This window comes from Vibrio sp. 2092, assembly GCF_033339635.1.
GTDB lineage: Bacteria > Pseudomonadota > Gammaproteobacteria > Enterobacterales > Vibrionaceae > Vibrio > Vibrio alginolyticus.
In genome coordinates, this window is record NZ_JAWOUY010000005.1 from 200,248 (window position 1) to 214,273 (window position 14,026).

General features: G+C 44.2%; 18 protein-coding genes. 6 read left to right on the top strand and 12 right to left on the bottom strand.

The window, feature by feature from the left end; translation table 11 throughout:
• The first annotated feature begins 1 nt into the window (after position 1).
• Positions 2-2,425, top strand: a complete 2,424-nt coding sequence (locus R7P80_RS11285) for a formate C-acetyltransferase/glycerol dehydratase family glycyl radical enzyme (protein WP_225491623.1) — start codon at positions 2-4, stop codon at positions 2,423-2,425.
• Positions 2,426-2,509: 84 nt separating this feature from the next.
• Here the strand turns inward: R7P80_RS11285 and R7P80_RS11290 are convergent, their stop codons facing one another.
• Complete coding sequence (locus R7P80_RS11290) at positions 2,510-3,055, bottom strand: TetR/AcrR family transcriptional regulator (protein WP_017634429.1); 546 nt, start codon at positions 3,053-3,055, stop codon at positions 2,510-2,512.
• A gap of 98 nt (positions 3,056-3,153) precedes the next feature.
• On the opposite strand from R7P80_RS11290, the gene R7P80_RS11295 reads away from it, so the two are divergent.
• The 4 genes from R7P80_RS11295 (at position 3,154) to R7P80_RS11310 (ending at position 4,700) form a co-directional block, all read left to right on the top strand.
• A complete protein-coding gene (locus tag R7P80_RS11295) occupies positions 3,154-3,627 on the top strand; it encodes an HPP family protein (protein ID WP_017634430.1) in 474 nt (157 codons plus the stop codon).
• A 138-nt stretch (positions 3,628-3,765) separates the two neighbouring features.
• On the top strand, positions 3,766-3,981 hold the full coding sequence (locus tag R7P80_RS11300) for a TIGR02450 family Trp-rich protein (protein WP_005374999.1): 216 nt from the start codon (positions 3,766-3,768) through the stop codon (positions 3,979-3,981).
• Positions 3,982-4,093: 112 nt separating this feature from the next.
• Positions 4,094-4,471: a PH domain-containing protein gene (locus R7P80_RS11305; protein ID WP_005386881.1), complete on the top strand. Its 378-nt coding sequence runs from the start codon at positions 4,094-4,096 to the stop codon at positions 4,469-4,471.
• Positions 4,472-4,481: 10 nt separating this feature from the next.
• Positions 4,482-4,700, top strand: a complete 219-nt coding sequence (locus R7P80_RS11310; RefSeq protein ID WP_017634431.1) for a DUF6500 family protein — start codon at positions 4,482-4,484, stop codon at positions 4,698-4,700.
• Here R7P80_RS11310 and R7P80_RS11315 read toward each other — a convergent pair.
• The 9 genes from R7P80_RS11315 to fliD all read right to left on the bottom strand — a co-directional run bounded on the left by R7P80_RS11315 (position 4,697) and on the right by fliD (position 11,328).
• Entirely contained in the window at positions 4,697-4,984 is a 288-nt protein-coding gene (locus R7P80_RS11315) for a hypothetical protein (RefSeq protein ID WP_005375002.1), read from the bottom strand. The genes R7P80_RS11310 and R7P80_RS11315 overlap by 4 nt on opposite strands.
• Positions 4,985-5,061: 77 nt before the next feature.
• Complete coding sequence (locus R7P80_RS11320; protein WP_005375003.1) at positions 5,062-6,057, bottom strand: flagellar motor protein MotB; 996 nt, start codon at positions 6,055-6,057, stop codon at positions 5,062-5,064.
• A complete protein-coding gene (motA, locus tag R7P80_RS11325) occupies positions 6,057-6,914 on the bottom strand; it encodes a flagellar motor stator protein MotA (RefSeq protein WP_005375006.1) in 858 nt (285 codons plus the stop codon). Before motA ends, R7P80_RS11320 begins: the two co-directional genes overlap by 1 nt.
• Before the next feature lie 10 nt (positions 6,915-6,924).
• Positions 6,925-7,653, bottom strand: coding sequence for a FliA/WhiG family RNA polymerase sigma factor (locus R7P80_RS11330; protein WP_005375008.1), 729 nt, complete (start codon positions 7,651-7,653; stop codon positions 6,925-6,927).
• Positions 7,654-7,665: 12 nt separating this feature from the next.
• Positions 7,666-8,166 carry a flagellar basal body-associated protein FliL gene (fliL, locus tag R7P80_RS11335; RefSeq protein WP_005375011.1) on the bottom strand — a complete coding sequence of 167 codons (501 nt, stop codon included), beginning with the start codon at positions 8,164-8,166 and terminating at the stop codon, positions 7,666-7,668.
• 22 nt (positions 8,167-8,188) lie between these two features.
• Complete coding sequence (locus tag R7P80_RS11340) at positions 8,189-9,262, bottom strand: flagellar hook-length control protein FliK (RefSeq protein WP_170897364.1); 1,074 nt, start codon at positions 9,260-9,262, stop codon at positions 8,189-8,191.
• A complete protein-coding gene (locus R7P80_RS11345) occupies positions 9,259-9,579 on the bottom strand; it encodes a hypothetical protein (RefSeq protein WP_005375013.1) in 321 nt (106 codons plus the stop codon). The genes R7P80_RS11340 and R7P80_RS11345 overlap by 4 nt, the downstream gene beginning before the upstream one ends.
• The gene (gene fliS / locus R7P80_RS11350) at positions 9,563-9,949 is read right to left on the bottom strand and encodes a flagellar export chaperone FliS (RefSeq protein WP_005375014.1); all 387 of its coding nucleotides are present in this window, start codon (positions 9,947-9,949) and stop codon (positions 9,563-9,565) included. The genes R7P80_RS11345 and fliS overlap by 17 nt, the downstream gene beginning before the upstream one ends.
• A gap of 32 nt (positions 9,950-9,981) precedes the next feature.
• Positions 9,982-11,328, bottom strand: a complete 1,347-nt coding sequence (fliD, locus tag R7P80_RS11355; protein ID WP_005375015.1) for a flagellar filament capping protein FliD — start codon at positions 11,326-11,328, stop codon at positions 9,982-9,984.
• A 416-nt stretch (positions 11,329-11,744) separates the two neighbouring features.
• Here fliD and R7P80_RS11360 point away from each other — a divergent pair, with 416 nt between their 5' ends.
• The gene (locus R7P80_RS11360) at positions 11,745-12,032 is read left to right on the top strand and encodes a hypothetical protein (protein WP_005375016.1); all 288 of its coding nucleotides are present in this window, start codon (positions 11,745-11,747) and stop codon (positions 12,030-12,032) included.
• Positions 12,033-12,102: 70 nt separating this feature from the next.
• Here R7P80_RS11360 and lafA read toward each other — a convergent pair whose 3' ends face one another.
• Both lafA and R7P80_RS11370 read right to left on the bottom strand, forming a co-directional pair.
• On the bottom strand, positions 12,103-12,954 hold the full coding sequence (gene lafA / locus R7P80_RS11365) for a lateral flagellin LafA (RefSeq protein ID WP_005375019.1): 852 nt from the start codon (positions 12,952-12,954) through the stop codon (positions 12,103-12,105).
• Between the two features lie 301 nt (positions 12,955-13,255).
• Positions 13,256-14,026 (bottom strand): EAL domain-containing protein, encoded by a 771-nt coding sequence (locus tag R7P80_RS11370; protein ID WP_017633491.1) that lies wholly within the window; start codon positions 14,024-14,026, stop codon positions 13,256-13,258.

Sequence of the window (14,026 nt, forward strand, 5' to 3'; positions counted from 1 at the left end):
TATGGACCTGAATTACCTTCCTGAGCGTATCAAAGCGCACAAATCGGCACTGGTAAATATCGTAACGCCACCTGTCTGTACCGAGCGTGCAGAGGCATACACTCGTGCTTATCAAGCAAACGAAGACAAACCTGTAATTGTCCAACGTGCGCTAGCACTGCAAGAGCACTTACGCACTCGTACTATTTGGATTAAACACGATGAGCTAATCGTCGGTAACCAAGCGAGCAAAGTACGCGCTGCGCCTATTTTCCCAGAATACACAGTGCGTTGGATTGAAGCGGAAATTGATGAGCTAGCCGACCGTCCTGGTGCAGGCTTTGCGGTCACTGAAGAAGATAAGCAAAGCATCCACAGCATCACACCGTATTGGCGCGGTAAAACTGTTCAAGACCGTTGTTATGGCTTGTTCACTGATGAGCAGCAAGAAATCTTAGCCAGCACCATCATTAAAGCTGAAGGCAACATGACTTCGGGTGACGCGCACCTTGCGGTGGATAACGAGAAAATCTTGAAGCTAGGCATGAACGGCTTGTTAGAGGATGTTCGTCAGCACCGTGCTAACAATGATGTTTCGACCTTTGAAGGCTTGAAGAAAGAGCAGTTCTACAAATCGGTCGAAATCGTACTGCTTGCGATTCAAGATCACATGGTGAGCTACGCTGAATTGGCGGCAAAAATGGCGTTAGAAGAGACACGCCCGCTGCGCAAAGCTGAGTTAGAAAGCATTGCGGCAAACTGTCGTCATGTCGCGAGCCACGCTCCAGAAAACTTCTGGCAAGCACTGCAATTGAGCTACTTTGTTCAATTGATGCTACAAATCGAATCGAACGGTCACTCGGTTTCTTTCGGTCGTATGGACCAATTCCTCAACGAGTTTTATGTTCGCGATATCGAAAACGGCGCGATTGAAAAAGACTTTGCACTAGAGCTTTTACAAAGCTGCTGGTTGAAGTTGCTTGAAGTAAACAAGATTCGCTCTGGTGCACACTCAAAAGCATTGGCAGGTTCTCCGCTGTATCAAAACGTGTGTATCGGCGGTCAGAAGTTGAATGAAAAGGGTGAGCCTGAAGATGCAGTGAATCCACTTTCTTGGGCGATTCTGGAATCTTGTGGTCAGTTACGTTCGACGCAACCTAACTTGAGTGTGCGTTACCATGAAGGTTTAAACCAAGAGTTCTTAATGGGCTGTATTGAAGTGATTAAATGCGGCTTCGGTATGCCAGCGTTCAACAACGATGAGATTGTTATTCCTGAATTCATCAAGCTTGGTGTAGAGAAAGAAGACGCTTACAACTACGCATCTATCGGCTGTATCGAGACCGCAGTTCCGGGCAAATGGGGTTACCGTTGTACGGGCATGAGCTTCATTAACTTCGCTCGTATCTTGCTAGCTTCATTGAACGAAGGTGTGGATGCAACAACGGGTAAAGCTTTCTTGCCACACGATAAGTCATTAGCAAAAGGTAACTTTGAGAACTTTGAGCAAGTGACAGCTTCTTGGGCAGAGCAAATCCGCTACTACACCCGTAAATCGATTGAGATTGATACGGTAGTGGACAGCGTGCTTGAACAGCAGGCACAAGACATCTTCTGTTCAACGCTAGTGGATGACTGTTTGGCTCGCGGTAAAACCGTGAAAGAAGGCGGCGCGAAATACGATTGGGTATCTGGTTTGCAAGTCGGTATCGCAAACTTGGGTAACAGCCTAGCTGCCATCAAGCACCTTGTTTTCGATGACGCGCAAATCACCCAACCAGAGTTGGCAAAAGCATTGGCAGAAGATTTCGACGGCATGGAGAACGAACAGCTTCGCCAACGTCTTATCAACTTTGCACCAAAATACGGTAACGATGATGACGCAGTAGACCAACTACTGGCAGACGCTTACCAAGTGTACATTGATGAGCTAGAACAGTTCGTTAATACGCGTCATGGGCGTGGTCCAATTGGCGGCGGTTACTACGCAGGTACATCAAGTATCTCGGCAAACGTCCCATTCGGCGCTTCAACCATGGCAACGCCGGACGGTCGTAAAGCGAAAACACCATTGGCAGAAGGTGCAAGCCCGTCGTCTGGCTCAGACCGTTTAGGTCCAACAGCTGTGTACAACTCGGTCGGTAAGATCCAAGCGAATAAGATCCTTGGTGGCGTGCTGCTTAACCAGAAGTTAAGCCCGGCGGCGGTTGAGTCTGAAGGGGATAAGCTCAAGCTCTCTATGCTGATTCGCACCTTCTTCAACCACCACAAAGGTTGGCACGTGCAGTACAACATCGTCTCTCGCGAGACCTTGTTAGCCGCGAAGAAGAACCCAGAGCAATATCGTGATCTTGTTGTGCGAGTTGCAGGCTACTCAGCCTTCTTTACCGCGCTATCACCAGATGCGCAAGACGACATCATCGCACGTACTGAGCACGAGCTGTAAGTACAATCACTAACTAAAACGAAAGGCACCGATTGGTGCCTTTGGTTTGAATACTTAATCCGCAAATGACTATACCTGAACGCATTAAAGCTTGTGCAAAATGGTCACGCATTTCTTCGTGACGTTGTCGTATTCTTTCGTCATGTAAGCGGTAGTGATCGCGCCCTCTTTCATGAAGCAAATGGCATCGAGTAATGAAGCGTTGTCTGATTTGAGATAGCGTTGAATTAGCTCTCTGACTTGCTGCTTATGGTAGCGGCAATACGTTGCGATCTCGCCACTGTCGTCACTGAATTCCGCGGACGTATTGATGAAAAAGCAACCGCGAAACTCGCCCAACTTTTCTTCAGAGCCATGAAACCAGCCGTTGAGTGCTGTAAATAACTGATCGATCACTTCCGCGCACGTTTGTGCTGAAGAAAGCTTTTCCTCCAACCATTCCATAAATATTTCGTGGCGTTGTTCTAATGCGGAGATGATAAGTGCTTCTTTGCTCTCAAAATGGTTATATAGCGTGCGTTTAGCCACGCCGGAAACATTGAGGACTTCATTGATGCCAATAGAGTTTATGCCTTGTTTGTAAAACAGTGACAAAGCTGTGTCGATCAATAACTGTTTCTTTTTGTTCATAACTACGTCCTCAAAAAGTTCCATAAACACATATTGACAAAGGTAGACAGGTTTGTCTATTTTATTTTGTAGACAATTCGGTCTACTTTGAGGTGTTTATGAATAATTTAATTTTATCGTTGGTTGCCGGGCTTGGCGCTACGTTGGCTATTGGTGTGTTGTCTTACGCCGAGGTATCTCTTACTGAGGTAGTACTTCTCATGGCGCCATTTGGTGCTACGGCGGTGTTGGTGTTTGGGGTGCCTAGCAGCCCTCTCGCTCAACCCAAAAACGTGATCATTGGTCACTTCATCACGGCCTCTATCGGTATTGCGTTTAGCCAGTATGTTGACGTCACGCCGGTCACGCTCGCGATTGCGACGGGGCTAGGTGTGTCTGCGATGCTGATTACGAAGACCACTCATCCACCTGCGGGTGCAAATCCAATTTTGATCATGGCGTCTGGGCAGGGATGGAGTTTTCTCTTCACGCCTGTCCTGATTGGAGCGATAGTGATTGTTCTGGTCGGTAAAGGGTTACAGTTGCTACAAAGTCAGTACCTAAACCCTCGACTGAATGGTCAGAAGACCTAGTCGGATTGTAGTTAGAGCCGCGAAAGGGAGTGATCTCTTTTGCGGTTTTATCTTTTGTCGGTTTGCAAAAACAAAATCTGATTCTCTCTTGGTATTCAGTCGTATACATCAACATGGTAGTTAAATTGGTACAATGCGATGAACAGAATCCACCCTAAGAAACTATTGCACAGTAAATGGACGGCAATTTCACCTAAAAACAAAGAGAAGCATTTTGTCGTGACAGAAATGGAACTAGATGAAGATGGTAACGTTGTGAGATGTGTCATCGAGGCAGTCATGAGTAAACGCGACCGAGAGATGAACTGGCAAGACCTAAAAGACTCTGAGCAATGGATGCAAGGGTGGAAGTGAGTGACGCTTCGTTGTTGGGCGAATCAAGCAGAAACGTGCGTTGCGAGTAGGCAAAAGTGGTGCTATCTGATACGTTGATAATTCGTTCTAACGCCCACTCAAAGGATTAATTATGATTGATTTCGACAATTCCTCTGTATTTAAGCTTAAGCCGATTGACGTTTCTAATGCCAGAGAAGACTTCCTTAAGTTCTTGATTGATGGTGAGACTATTTTCGCTGCTTTTAAAACAGTTCGTGACCAAGTGGTGTTTACGAACAAGCGAGTGATAGCGGCAAATGTGCAAGGGATTACCGGCTCAAAAGTGGATTACACTTCTTTGCCTTACAGTAAGATCAATGCATTTTCTATCGAGACCTCTGGTACTTTTGATTTGGATTGTGAAATCGAGTTCTTCATGAGTGAGGTGGGAAGAGTGCGTTTTGAAATTAAAGGCTCGTTTGATTTGATTTCTTTCAACCGTATGGTTAGTGAGTATGTACTAGGTTAAGGGATTAGAAATGAGAGCTTCGCTGAGAGACAAAATTATAGAGGTCTGTGACAAAAAGATCGCGAGTAAAGGTGAATTGGTTGGTCTCTCATTTTATGCGTTTTTCGCTAATAAAAATGACGACCCAGAGCTGTTGATGGAAGCGGCTACGTGGTGGATTCAGACTCATCAGCTCGACCACTTCGAAAAAGCAGTAAAAATAAAATCAATGGTCGAGTCGGGGAGCTAAATTAAAAAAAAGAAGTAAAGAAAGCAGACAAATGCTAATAACGTTGCGGACAAAACAGGGTAGATAATGTAAGAGTCCTGCTTGTTGGTTCGTTGAAAACATAGCGAAACAAGTAAGACGTTATAAACAACAAGTAACAAGCTGATCATGGTTCCGCTGTTTAGTGTCATACTTGATAGCTGAGTTAAGAAAAACGCCAATAAAAGGTAATCGAAGACAATGAGCCATAAAAAGGCTTTCTTCAGTAAGTCGCTTTTTCTTTTTTCGGATGATGTTATGTGCATATAGAACTCAACTAAAAAGTCACAGTAACAGAGGCTTTGGTTAGAGAGGTCACCATCAGAGTGGTGACCTTTTAAGATTATAATTCTTGAATTTTTACTTCGCTGGTGGCGGTATCGCCGGAGTAATTGATGACTTCTTGACGAATGACTGGTTGGTTGAATTCAGCCTTATCTTTCGCTTTTTGCAGTTCACTTTCTTGGTGGTTGCCAAAAAGGGTCTCAAGCACTTTAGCGGCAGGAGTCGTTAAAACAAACAGCTCAATACGACGGTTTTCGCTAGAATCTGGCTCATCAGGATTAAGCAGCGCTCTATCTGACATACCCGTTACCTGCATTACTCTATCATCCGGCATACCGCCTTCAACTAACGTATTTCTTGCTACGTCTGCTCGAGAGGCTGATAACGCCCAGTTAGATTGACGACCAAAACGCTTTTTAAATGGAATTGCATCTGTGTGTCCGCTGATGATCAGAGGGTTGTTAACACGATGAAATACAGGTGCTAGTGCGAGCAGTAAATCTTCAAAAAAAGGAGTAAGTTCTGCACCACCACGGCTGAACATGTGCTGTTTGTAATCATCTTGAAGGACGATACGCAAACCTTGTGGTGTCACCGTGACGTTTACATTTCCCTGCGCATTAATTTGGGCAGTCATTTGCTCAATTACTTTCGCTAGTGCGGCAAGTTGCTCTTGAGTATCGAAGTTACCAGGAATCAAAGAATCAATTTCTGGTCCATCCCCATCACCTTTGAAGTAAGAGCTTACCACATGGTTGGAGTTGTGTTTACTTGGCACAGAAGAGTCCTGTGCCAAGTCGATAGGAGAAATACTTTGTGATGTATCAAATGGGTTGCCGTAACTCTTGTCGAATACGCTTGAACTATGCAAGTGGGCAACAATCGCTTTACGCTCTTCTTTGTCTACCACCTGCATAACCCAAAGTACAAGAAACAGCGCCATTAGGGCGATCATGAAGTCAGCAAACGCGACTTTCCACGCGCCGCCATGAGACGACTCATCATGGCTGTATACTTTGGCACGTTTGAACACTACATGCTCTTGTTTTTGCATTATCCCTCCTGTTCAGCTAACCACTTCTCCATTTGGTTGAATGTTGGTTTGATGTCTAGCTGAATATGTTTACGACCAGCGTCAATGGCGAGCAATGTCGGCTTTTTCGCTACGTAGGCAACCAAGGTTGCACGAACGCACTCAAAAGCAGTCATATTACGTTTTACTCGCTGAGCCATGGCGTTACTTAGTGGATCTAAGCCACAGTAACAACCGAAAATACCAATGAATGTACCAACGAGAGCTGCCGCAACGTGATAACCAATCATAGCGATTGAGCCATCAATAGCTTGCATGGTGATAATGATGCCACCAACTGCTGCAAGAATACCGAAGCCAGGTAGTGCTTCTGCTGTACGCTGTAGTGAGCGTGAAGGTAAAAGCATTTCGTTCTGTATTGCTTCGATTTCTTGCTCTAGCAGTCCCTCTAATTCATGAGGCGACATCTGTCCCATTGCCATTAAACGTAAATTGTCAGTAATGAAAGAAATTAGGCGATGATCTTCGGCGATCGTCGGGTAAGCGAGGAACATAGAGCTTTGCTCCGGAGCCTCAATATGAGAATCCAGAAACTTGTATCCGCGGTTTCTCGCTGTCTCTAGCAAGTTGTTGAGTAGTGCCATTAATTCCATGTAGTACTCATGCTCTTCTGTTGGACCTTTAATGGTCGCTGGCACTTGGCGACGCATTTCTTTCAGTACATGAGGCGGATTACCGATGATCAAAGAACCAGCAGCGGCGCCAATAATGATAAGGAATTCGGCTGGCTGCCAGATAGCACCTAAGCTACCACCGGCCCACATATATCCACCGAAGACGCACACCAGGATAGTGAGCACTCCAAAAAACTTTTGCATCTTGTGACTCCTAAGAGGACATTAATTGGTTGAGTTGTTTCAGCGCTTGTTTGTGAAGCTGACATATACGAGGTGGTGTCAGATCCAATACCAGAGCTATTTCGTGTAAGTTGAGTTCATGTTGATAGAACAGAGTCAGGAGCAGTTGATCGCGCTTAGGTAACTTACCCAAAGCACTGTCTAAACTACGACGAATATGTTCATGTTCCATGCCATCGTATTGCCCGCCAATGTAGCTATCACCGCTGCTCTCCATCAGTTGGTCAAGGCTTTGCATCTCGCCTGCGAGAGCGGCATTTTGGCGGTTGTAATAATCTTGCTCATTCGTCCCTAAAGCCTGGATGATTTCGGCATCCGTTGGCATTCGACCTAACGTTCGAGTGAGATCTCGAGTCACGTCGTTGAGCTCGTGGGCTTGTTGACGAGTCTTACGTGAACGCCAATCTAGTCGGCGTAATTCGTCTAAAATAGCTCCCCGAACTCGACAAACGGCGAAAGCAGGAAAGTGAGGATCGTCAACATCGCCATATCGGCGTCCAGCCTCGACTAGAGCGATAAGGCCTATCTGCTGCATATCTTCAATACTACAGTGAGAAGTGGCATGAACGCGCAGCTGGTTAACTACGCGTTTTACCATGACCTGATGACGTTGTAGCAATGCGTTTTCATCAATTGGTCGTGACGGTGTTGTCACTTCCTCTTCTGTGGTGTAAGTGTCTTGTACATTCATGTCTAACATGGTTGTGCTCCGTTATTGCACAACATATTTAGTCAACAAAACATCGTCGATTTCTCGGACGATGTCTGTTTTAGCAAAAGCGAGTAGAAGCGTTTGCTTCACTTCGTCTTGCAGAATATCGATGGCACCCGCTTGCTGTAACTGATCAAACGTTTTGTCGCTAAACAGTTTTAATAGAGAGTTTTGTACCATAGGCATGTATTCATCGATCTCTTTGATACGCTCTGGACGGCGTGTCTCAATTGCCAGTTCTAGCATCACAAAGTGAGTCTGTTTCTTGCCTTTAACGGTCAAAACGACTTTGTCCAAAGGATGGAAGCTAGGACCTTTACTTGTCGGTTGTTCTGTGACCAAAAAAGACAGTGGAGAGTCTTCGATCAGTGAACCAGAGTCAGGTGACTCTTGAGCGTGTTTGTTTAAGTACCAGATTCCGCCCATAATTGTGACGGCCGAAACGAGGGCACTGGTGATGATCATGGCGATAAACAGGGCGATCATTTGTTGTTTGGTCATAACCTTTTTCCTCGAAGATTCACTAAGCTTGAGTGCTTAGCCAGTGTTCTGAATAGTTAGTTGTTGTCGTGGTTTGGAATGCACCAGATTCTCGTGCGGCGAAAATATTGGCGTCTTCTTCGTTTGCATGTGGGTCATTTCGACCTCGGTTTTGATCAGAGCCAACATTGACATCGACATGAACGAAGTTTTGCTCTTGTAACTCAGTACGCAATCGTTCCGAAACTTGCATTAAAGCTTCTCGTGTTGCTGCGGCATTGGCGTTGATGTGGACACTCAATCGGTCACCTTCAACACGTACAAGTAAATCCAATTTCCCTAAGTCTGGTGGGTCTAGGCGGATTTTTGCTTCTTGTACATTTTGTTGAGCTTGGAGCGTCACGCGATCATGTAATACTTGCATCATTTGCTCCCCCCACTTTCCGGCAGTGGTATCAACACGCACCGCTGCCCACTCAGAGCCTTGAGCTTGAATATGACTCGTCGCAACCGGTGAATGTGCAGGTTGTGTTGTAGGAGCTTGTGCTTGAAGTAGAGATGCGGTTGGTTGCCCTTGAACAGGTTGATTCAAAAGAGTTTGAAACTCAGCACCGGAGATAGGCAAACGCGAACTCGATGAAGTCGGCAGACTTTGCTTCACATCTTGTTTTGAAGATGTGTTTAACATAGCGTTAGACGAATCTTGAGTAACAGACTTAACTTCGCTCGCAGTCATTAAAGATGACGCTTTTCCTAGTTTCTCAGCCTGCTTCTCTGCCATGGTAATCATACCCTGGGTTAAAGCTTGAGCTTGCGCTGCAAGATCAGTCGATTCTGTTAACCCTAGTGTACTGGTCAAGTTGGCATCCGGATCTGAAGCTGAGCGGTCATCAGTATCAAAACCATGACTTTGTACTTTGTTTGCGCTGTTCAAAGTAGAGGCCGTAAGGTGAAAACTCGGTACCTCTGACGCAGAGTTAAAGTCTTGCTCACCATTCTGCTTGTTCCCTGATTTAAAACCATGAGAAAAGCCGTGTACCGAGTTCGCTTGCTTGATGTGACCCTCATTGTTAGCTGGCGAATTACCCGAGTGCTGAGTTGAAGAAGGTATGATCATTGAGTTAGCTCCATGGTCATTGCTAATTGATAGGCCATAGCGCGTTCTTGATGGTCATTGACCATGTTCATCTCTTTTTTCAACTCGTTGGTCGACTTCTCTAATACTGCGAAGGCATTAGCGTGCACTGTTTTCGCTCGCTGGATTTCAGGTGCAAGCTTAGGATCTTTCAAAAAAGGCTTGTGACTGATCAAAAGCTCTCGCAACTGCAAGTCGTACCGCTTGAGCGCATGCCAATCGGCCGTTTTTGCGGCGAACTGGATGAGCTGAGATAAATGACGGAATCGCTCTGGCGATACTTTATGCTTGTTGTCCAAAATTCATCCAACCTTCACGAATGTTACCCATTACACGCTCAACGTTAACCAAGCGATTTGCATCGTTTTGCACGCTAGCGTAATAAAGTTCGACTTGGCAGAAGTCATACAGCTGGCGTAGGTTTTCCGCAATTTCACCGCCGTTTTCATCATCTAGAGCACTTGTTAGTCCAATCAAGATGTTCATGCATTTGTTGATTCCATTCCCTTTCTCGGCCAAACGATTTGCGGCTAGGTGGCCGCGAATACGTTCAACTTCATCGAGTAGGCCATCGATTAACATGATGACCAATTGGTGTGGATTTGCTGCTGCCGCTTGAGCGTCGAGATCGACTTGTTGGTACGAATCGTAACCAGAATCCATAAGCATGAATATTTCTCCTAAATTTGGAACCAAATGTCTTATTTTTGAGCATTAAACATGGACATGGTTTGGTTCATTTGGGTCATAATTGAATTCATTTGAGTGAATTGTTTGAGATAGCGGTTGTACGACATTTCGTACTTACGCTCTAAATTGGTTTGTTTATCTTTGATTCGGTCTAAGCTTGACTGTATTGCGTCTTTACGCGTGCTGAAGGTACCTGATGAGAACTTCAAGAAAGGCTCTACCATCGCGTCAAGAGAATCTAGCAAAGCGTCATCCCCATTAAACAACGCCTCTAAGCCTGCGCTGTTTGTTTGTTGAGCTTCTTTGAACTTTTCTTGATCAACTTTCATTTTACCGTTGCGGTCTAGGCTCACGCCGATTTCGCTTAGGCGCATACCATTGTGTTCACCTCGGATTAACCCCGTTAACTGACTCTCAATAGAACGCAATGTCGAGTCGCTAGCGAGCACGCCGCGTTTCTGATCTTCACCGCCAATTTGGGTGTACTGATCGATAGTCGAAACAAGGGCATTGTAGGTTTCCACAAACTTATCTAGTTGTTCTTTAGTGCCTTCGCTATCAGCTCCAATTTTTAAACCGATTGGCGAATCTCCCGCGGCTTGCGGTTTAGATACGGTAATGTCAACACCGTCGATGACACCTTCAAAAGTATTACTTGCGTTGGTTAGTTTCAGGCCTGAGTCTTTTGCACCTAGCCACATAACCGCATCTTGCGGAGCGTTGATTTGCTTGAGGTTGGTGAAGGCGTCTTCAAACCACGCTTGGCCAGTACCCGATGCAGATACGTTGATCTTATTTTCGACACCAGTCTCAGTGCTCGATAGCATAAAGTGTGTTTGACCATTCGAGCGAACTAGAGTGGCGTTAACGCCAGGGTTATCCGTGTGATTGTTAATCGCACTGGCTAAATCGCTGATCGTTGCAGTGCCGTCACCATTAACATCAACGGAGGACAAGTCTAGAGTCATTGTTTCACCGTTGATGGTGAATTCTAAAGATCCAGTTGTTGGTACTTCTGTCGTTGCCTCAAGGTCTGCAGGCATACCTGTAGATACTTGATGCGCCGTTGCCACTTTTTCTACAAAAATCTGATAGTTACCCGTTAGCGCTTTAGCATCCGCGTTTGCAGTAAAGTTACCTTCTTGAGAGAGTGTCGCACTGTTTTTGATGATGCTGTTTGTACTGTTATTCATCTCTTTCATTGCAGTACGAAAATCACGTAGTGCGCTTTCAACTTTATTAAAAGCTGACAGTTGTGACTGGTACACATTAGCTTGCGCTTGGTAACGGTTTTTGAATGGGTTTGTGTCCAATTGTGCGAATTGGGTTGCCATTTTTACTGGGTCTAAAGAACTCATGAGGTGTGCTCCTCTCATCTCTTATTGGCTTGAATACTTTGAATGCTACGCCTTAGTTTAATTATCAGTGGCAAGATACGTGCCGTATATTAAATTCAATTAAAACAAAGGTTTAAAGCTATTTTGTTTTCTTGGGAGGAAGTGGTGTTTCCACCTTGTTTGTTCCGCCTTCCTCCATGGAAAAAGTAATTTCCTTATAAGAAAAGGCGACCTAAACAAAGAAAATATTTAATTGTATTGACGGTTCTAATTAGGAGAGATGTTTTAATTGGACGTTATATTCAGCCTTTACTTCAGCTTGATTCAGATAATTCTTACAGAGTGCATTAATTGCGTTCTGATATTATTTTTGATAGTGCGAAGTGCAAGTGTTCTCACTAAAAATTAAATTTTTTACGTTTCAAAGAATGTCAGTTATGAATGAATTTGCGTTGCGATTGATGAAATGTGCTCGTGCATATGAAGAGTTCATTAACAAAAAACTATTAAGTAAACAGAGCATCAATTCTGATGAGATAGCTAGTATCTTAAAGGAAGCTAAGTTCAATTTTCCTGAACTTAGAGATAGTAAAATAGGAAGCAAATTAGAGACGATAGAATTAGAACTGTTTAATAAGGTTTTATTTAATATTATGTTGAAATTCGGATTCAGAGTGCCTGAATCTCACAAAGATAATACGAGCTCTATTTATATTCGTAGATAAAAATAAAGCCTTCCATAGGAAGGCTTTATAATTAAGACGATTTAAATTAAGCGCACTATTAACTAAGTAATTAGCGTAGTAGTGACATTGCCATGCTTGGAAGCTGGTTAGTTTGAGACAGAACAGTTGTACCTGCTTGCATCAACATTTGGTTCTTAGTCATGTTTGAAGACTCTACTGCAAAGTCTGTATCCATGATACGACCTTTAGATGCTGTAACGTTTTCTACCATGTTACCAAGGTTAGCCATAGTGTGCTCAAGACGGTTGATGTTCGCACCGAAGTCTGCACGAGAGCTACCAATTTTTTCTACTAGACCGTCAGCGCCGCTGATTTTGTCTAGTGCTGCTTTTGCTTTAGTCGCGTCATCGATACCATCTGTAATTGCTGCATCAGCAAGAATAGTAGTGATTTCACCGATACCTGCGCTTGCGCTTACAGTCAATGTTTCAGCAGAAGATGCACCGATTTGGAATGTTACGTCACCTGCACCGAAGCCGCCGCCTTTAAGAAGGTTTTGACCACCGAACTTAGTGTTGTCTACGATGTTGTTTAGTTCTGCAGTAAGCTGTGTGAACTCTTTGTTAAGAGACGCACGGTCTGTTGCACTGTTTGAACCGTTCAACGATTGTGTAGCAAGGTCGTTCATACGGTAAACGATGTTTGTCATTTCATCCATCGCACCTTCAGCAGTTTGCATCATAGAGATGCCGTCTTGTGCGTTACGCATTGCTACTGACATGCCGCGTGTTTGCGCTTCTAGACGGTTAGCAATTTGAAGACCAGCAGCGTCATCAGCAGCTGAGTTCACACGGTAGCCTGTGCTTAGACGTTCCATTGCTGTGTTTAGAAGTCCGCTTGTTGTGTTCATTGTGTTTTGAGTTACAAGCGAAGCGTAGTTAGTGTGCATTGATAAAGCCATCTTAGTCTCCTTAGTTAGTCACTATATCTTTCAGGCCTCGGGATATTCCCTTGTCACTAACTAGAGGCGGTCGGTCGGCTTTAATGATTAATTTGAAAATTAAAAAATTTCTAAAAAAGATAAAAATTGATGATTTTTAGTGATTTGTATTCCATGAAAACCGGGAAAATCATCATATAAGCCTAAATTTTTTAGTTAAGTTAAAGAAACTATTGCCCAATGATCTTGTGGTTATCCGTTATAAATAAAAAAACAGCACGAATAAATCGTGCTGTTTTAAATATAAATGGTTGAGTTTCAACTATTCCTCATCAAAAGACTGAAAGGAGAGAGAGGTTGGGATATCGCTGAAATAACCAAAATAATAACTGGCACCCAATAAACGATAGCGGTTAAGTTCCGTTTGACTCGCTACACGTCCGGCAACCCAAGTATATTTATGCTTTCTTAAGAACTTAGCAATAGGTAGGAAAGCGTGTCTTTCTTCTTTATCCTCTAGTGTGACTGACAATTTGATCATATCGGGACTAAAGTCTGCGACGCGCTCGAAGTTCACTTGCGATGTCGCGACTTCAAACCAAAGTGAATATGCATTCTCTTTTAACTTTTTGGTGAGTGTGGCGACTTTATCACTATCACATAACGTTTCATCAGCTTGAAGAGAAGGAATCACATGTTGAAAAGCAGAAGAGTGGAATTGAATCGTCTGTTCGAGAAAATAAACCCCAGGCTCCCAAAGTAATGCATCCACGCGAATCGGCACGACAACATTACTAATCAAGTCGTGATGAAAGGCTTCTAACTGAAATTGTGTTTGTCTTAGTGCAAGGTAAAGACTGAACAAATCCAGGCAGTACTGCATTTGTTCAGAGAGTTTGAATTGATAGACACTTTGTTCTCCACGCATACCAAATCTCAACGTCAGGTGTTGGAATTCTACTTCCCCTGATTGAGCTTCCCTAATTGCTTGGCATGCGTGTTGGACATCATTGTGTTTTAAAGCATCAAAGACTAATTGATCGTCATCCGTGACGATGTGTTGTACTGCGAGACCAACCAAATGTTCGTACAT

What these genes read in the sequence shown, in the direction of transcription:
- fliS (WP_005375014.1), bottom strand. Translation starts at nt 9,949, where the DNA reads ATGCTTATGGATTCTGGTTACGATTCGTACCAACAAGTCGATCTCGAC.
- R7P80_RS11300 (WP_005374999.1), top strand. Translation starts at nt 3,766, where the DNA reads ATGAACAGAATCCACCCTAAGAAACTATTGCACAGTAAATGGACGGCA.
- fliD (WP_005375015.1), bottom strand. Translation starts at nt 11,328, where the DNA reads ATGAGTTCTTTAGACCCAGTAAAAATGGCAACCCAATTCGCACAATTG.
- R7P80_RS11315 (WP_005375002.1), bottom strand. Translation starts at nt 4,984, where the DNA reads ATGCACATAACATCATCCGAAAAAAGAAAAAGCGACTTACTGAAGAAA.
- lafA (WP_005375019.1), bottom strand. Translation starts at nt 12,954, where the DNA reads ATGGCTTTATCAATGCACACTAACTACGCTTCGCTTGTAACTCAAAAC.
- fliL (WP_005375011.1), bottom strand. Translation starts at nt 8,166, where the DNA reads ATGACCAAACAACAAATGATCGCCCTGTTTATCGCCATGATCATCACC.
- R7P80_RS11310 (WP_017634431.1), top strand. Translation starts at nt 4,482, where the DNA reads ATGAGAGCTTCGCTGAGAGACAAAATTATAGAGGTCTGTGACAAAAAG.
- R7P80_RS11360 (WP_005375016.1), top strand. Translation starts at nt 11,745, where the DNA reads ATGAATGAATTTGCGTTGCGATTGATGAAATGTGCTCGTGCATATGAA.
- R7P80_RS11290 (WP_017634429.1), bottom strand. Translation starts at nt 3,055, where the DNA reads ATGAACAAAAAGAAACAGTTATTGATCGACACAGCTTTGTCACTGTTT.
- R7P80_RS11320 (WP_005375003.1), bottom strand. Translation starts at nt 6,057, where the DNA reads ATGCAAAAACAAGAGCATGTAGTGTTCAAACGTGCCAAAGTATACAGC.
- motA (WP_005375006.1), bottom strand. Translation starts at nt 6,914, where the DNA reads ATGCAAAAGTTTTTTGGAGTGCTCACTATCCTGGTGTGCGTCTTCGGT.
- R7P80_RS11285 (WP_225491623.1), top strand. Translation starts at nt 2, where the DNA reads ATGGACCTGAATTACCTTCCTGAGCGTATCAAAGCGCACAAATCGGCA.
- R7P80_RS11330 (WP_005375008.1), bottom strand. Translation starts at nt 7,653, where the DNA reads ATGTTAGACATGAATGTACAAGACACTTACACCACAGAAGAGGAAGTG.
- R7P80_RS11340 (WP_170897364.1), bottom strand. Translation starts at nt 9,262, where the DNA reads ATGATCATACCTTCTTCAACTCAGCACTCGGGTAATTCGCCAGCTAAC.
- R7P80_RS11370 (WP_017633491.1), bottom strand. Translation starts at nt 14,026, where the DNA reads ATGTACGAACATTTGGTTGGTCTCGCAGTACAACACATCGTCACGGAT.
- R7P80_RS11305 (WP_005386881.1), top strand. Translation starts at nt 4,094, where the DNA reads ATGATTGATTTCGACAATTCCTCTGTATTTAAGCTTAAGCCGATTGAC.
- R7P80_RS11295 (WP_017634430.1), top strand. Translation starts at nt 3,154, where the DNA reads ATGAATAATTTAATTTTATCGTTGGTTGCCGGGCTTGGCGCTACGTTG.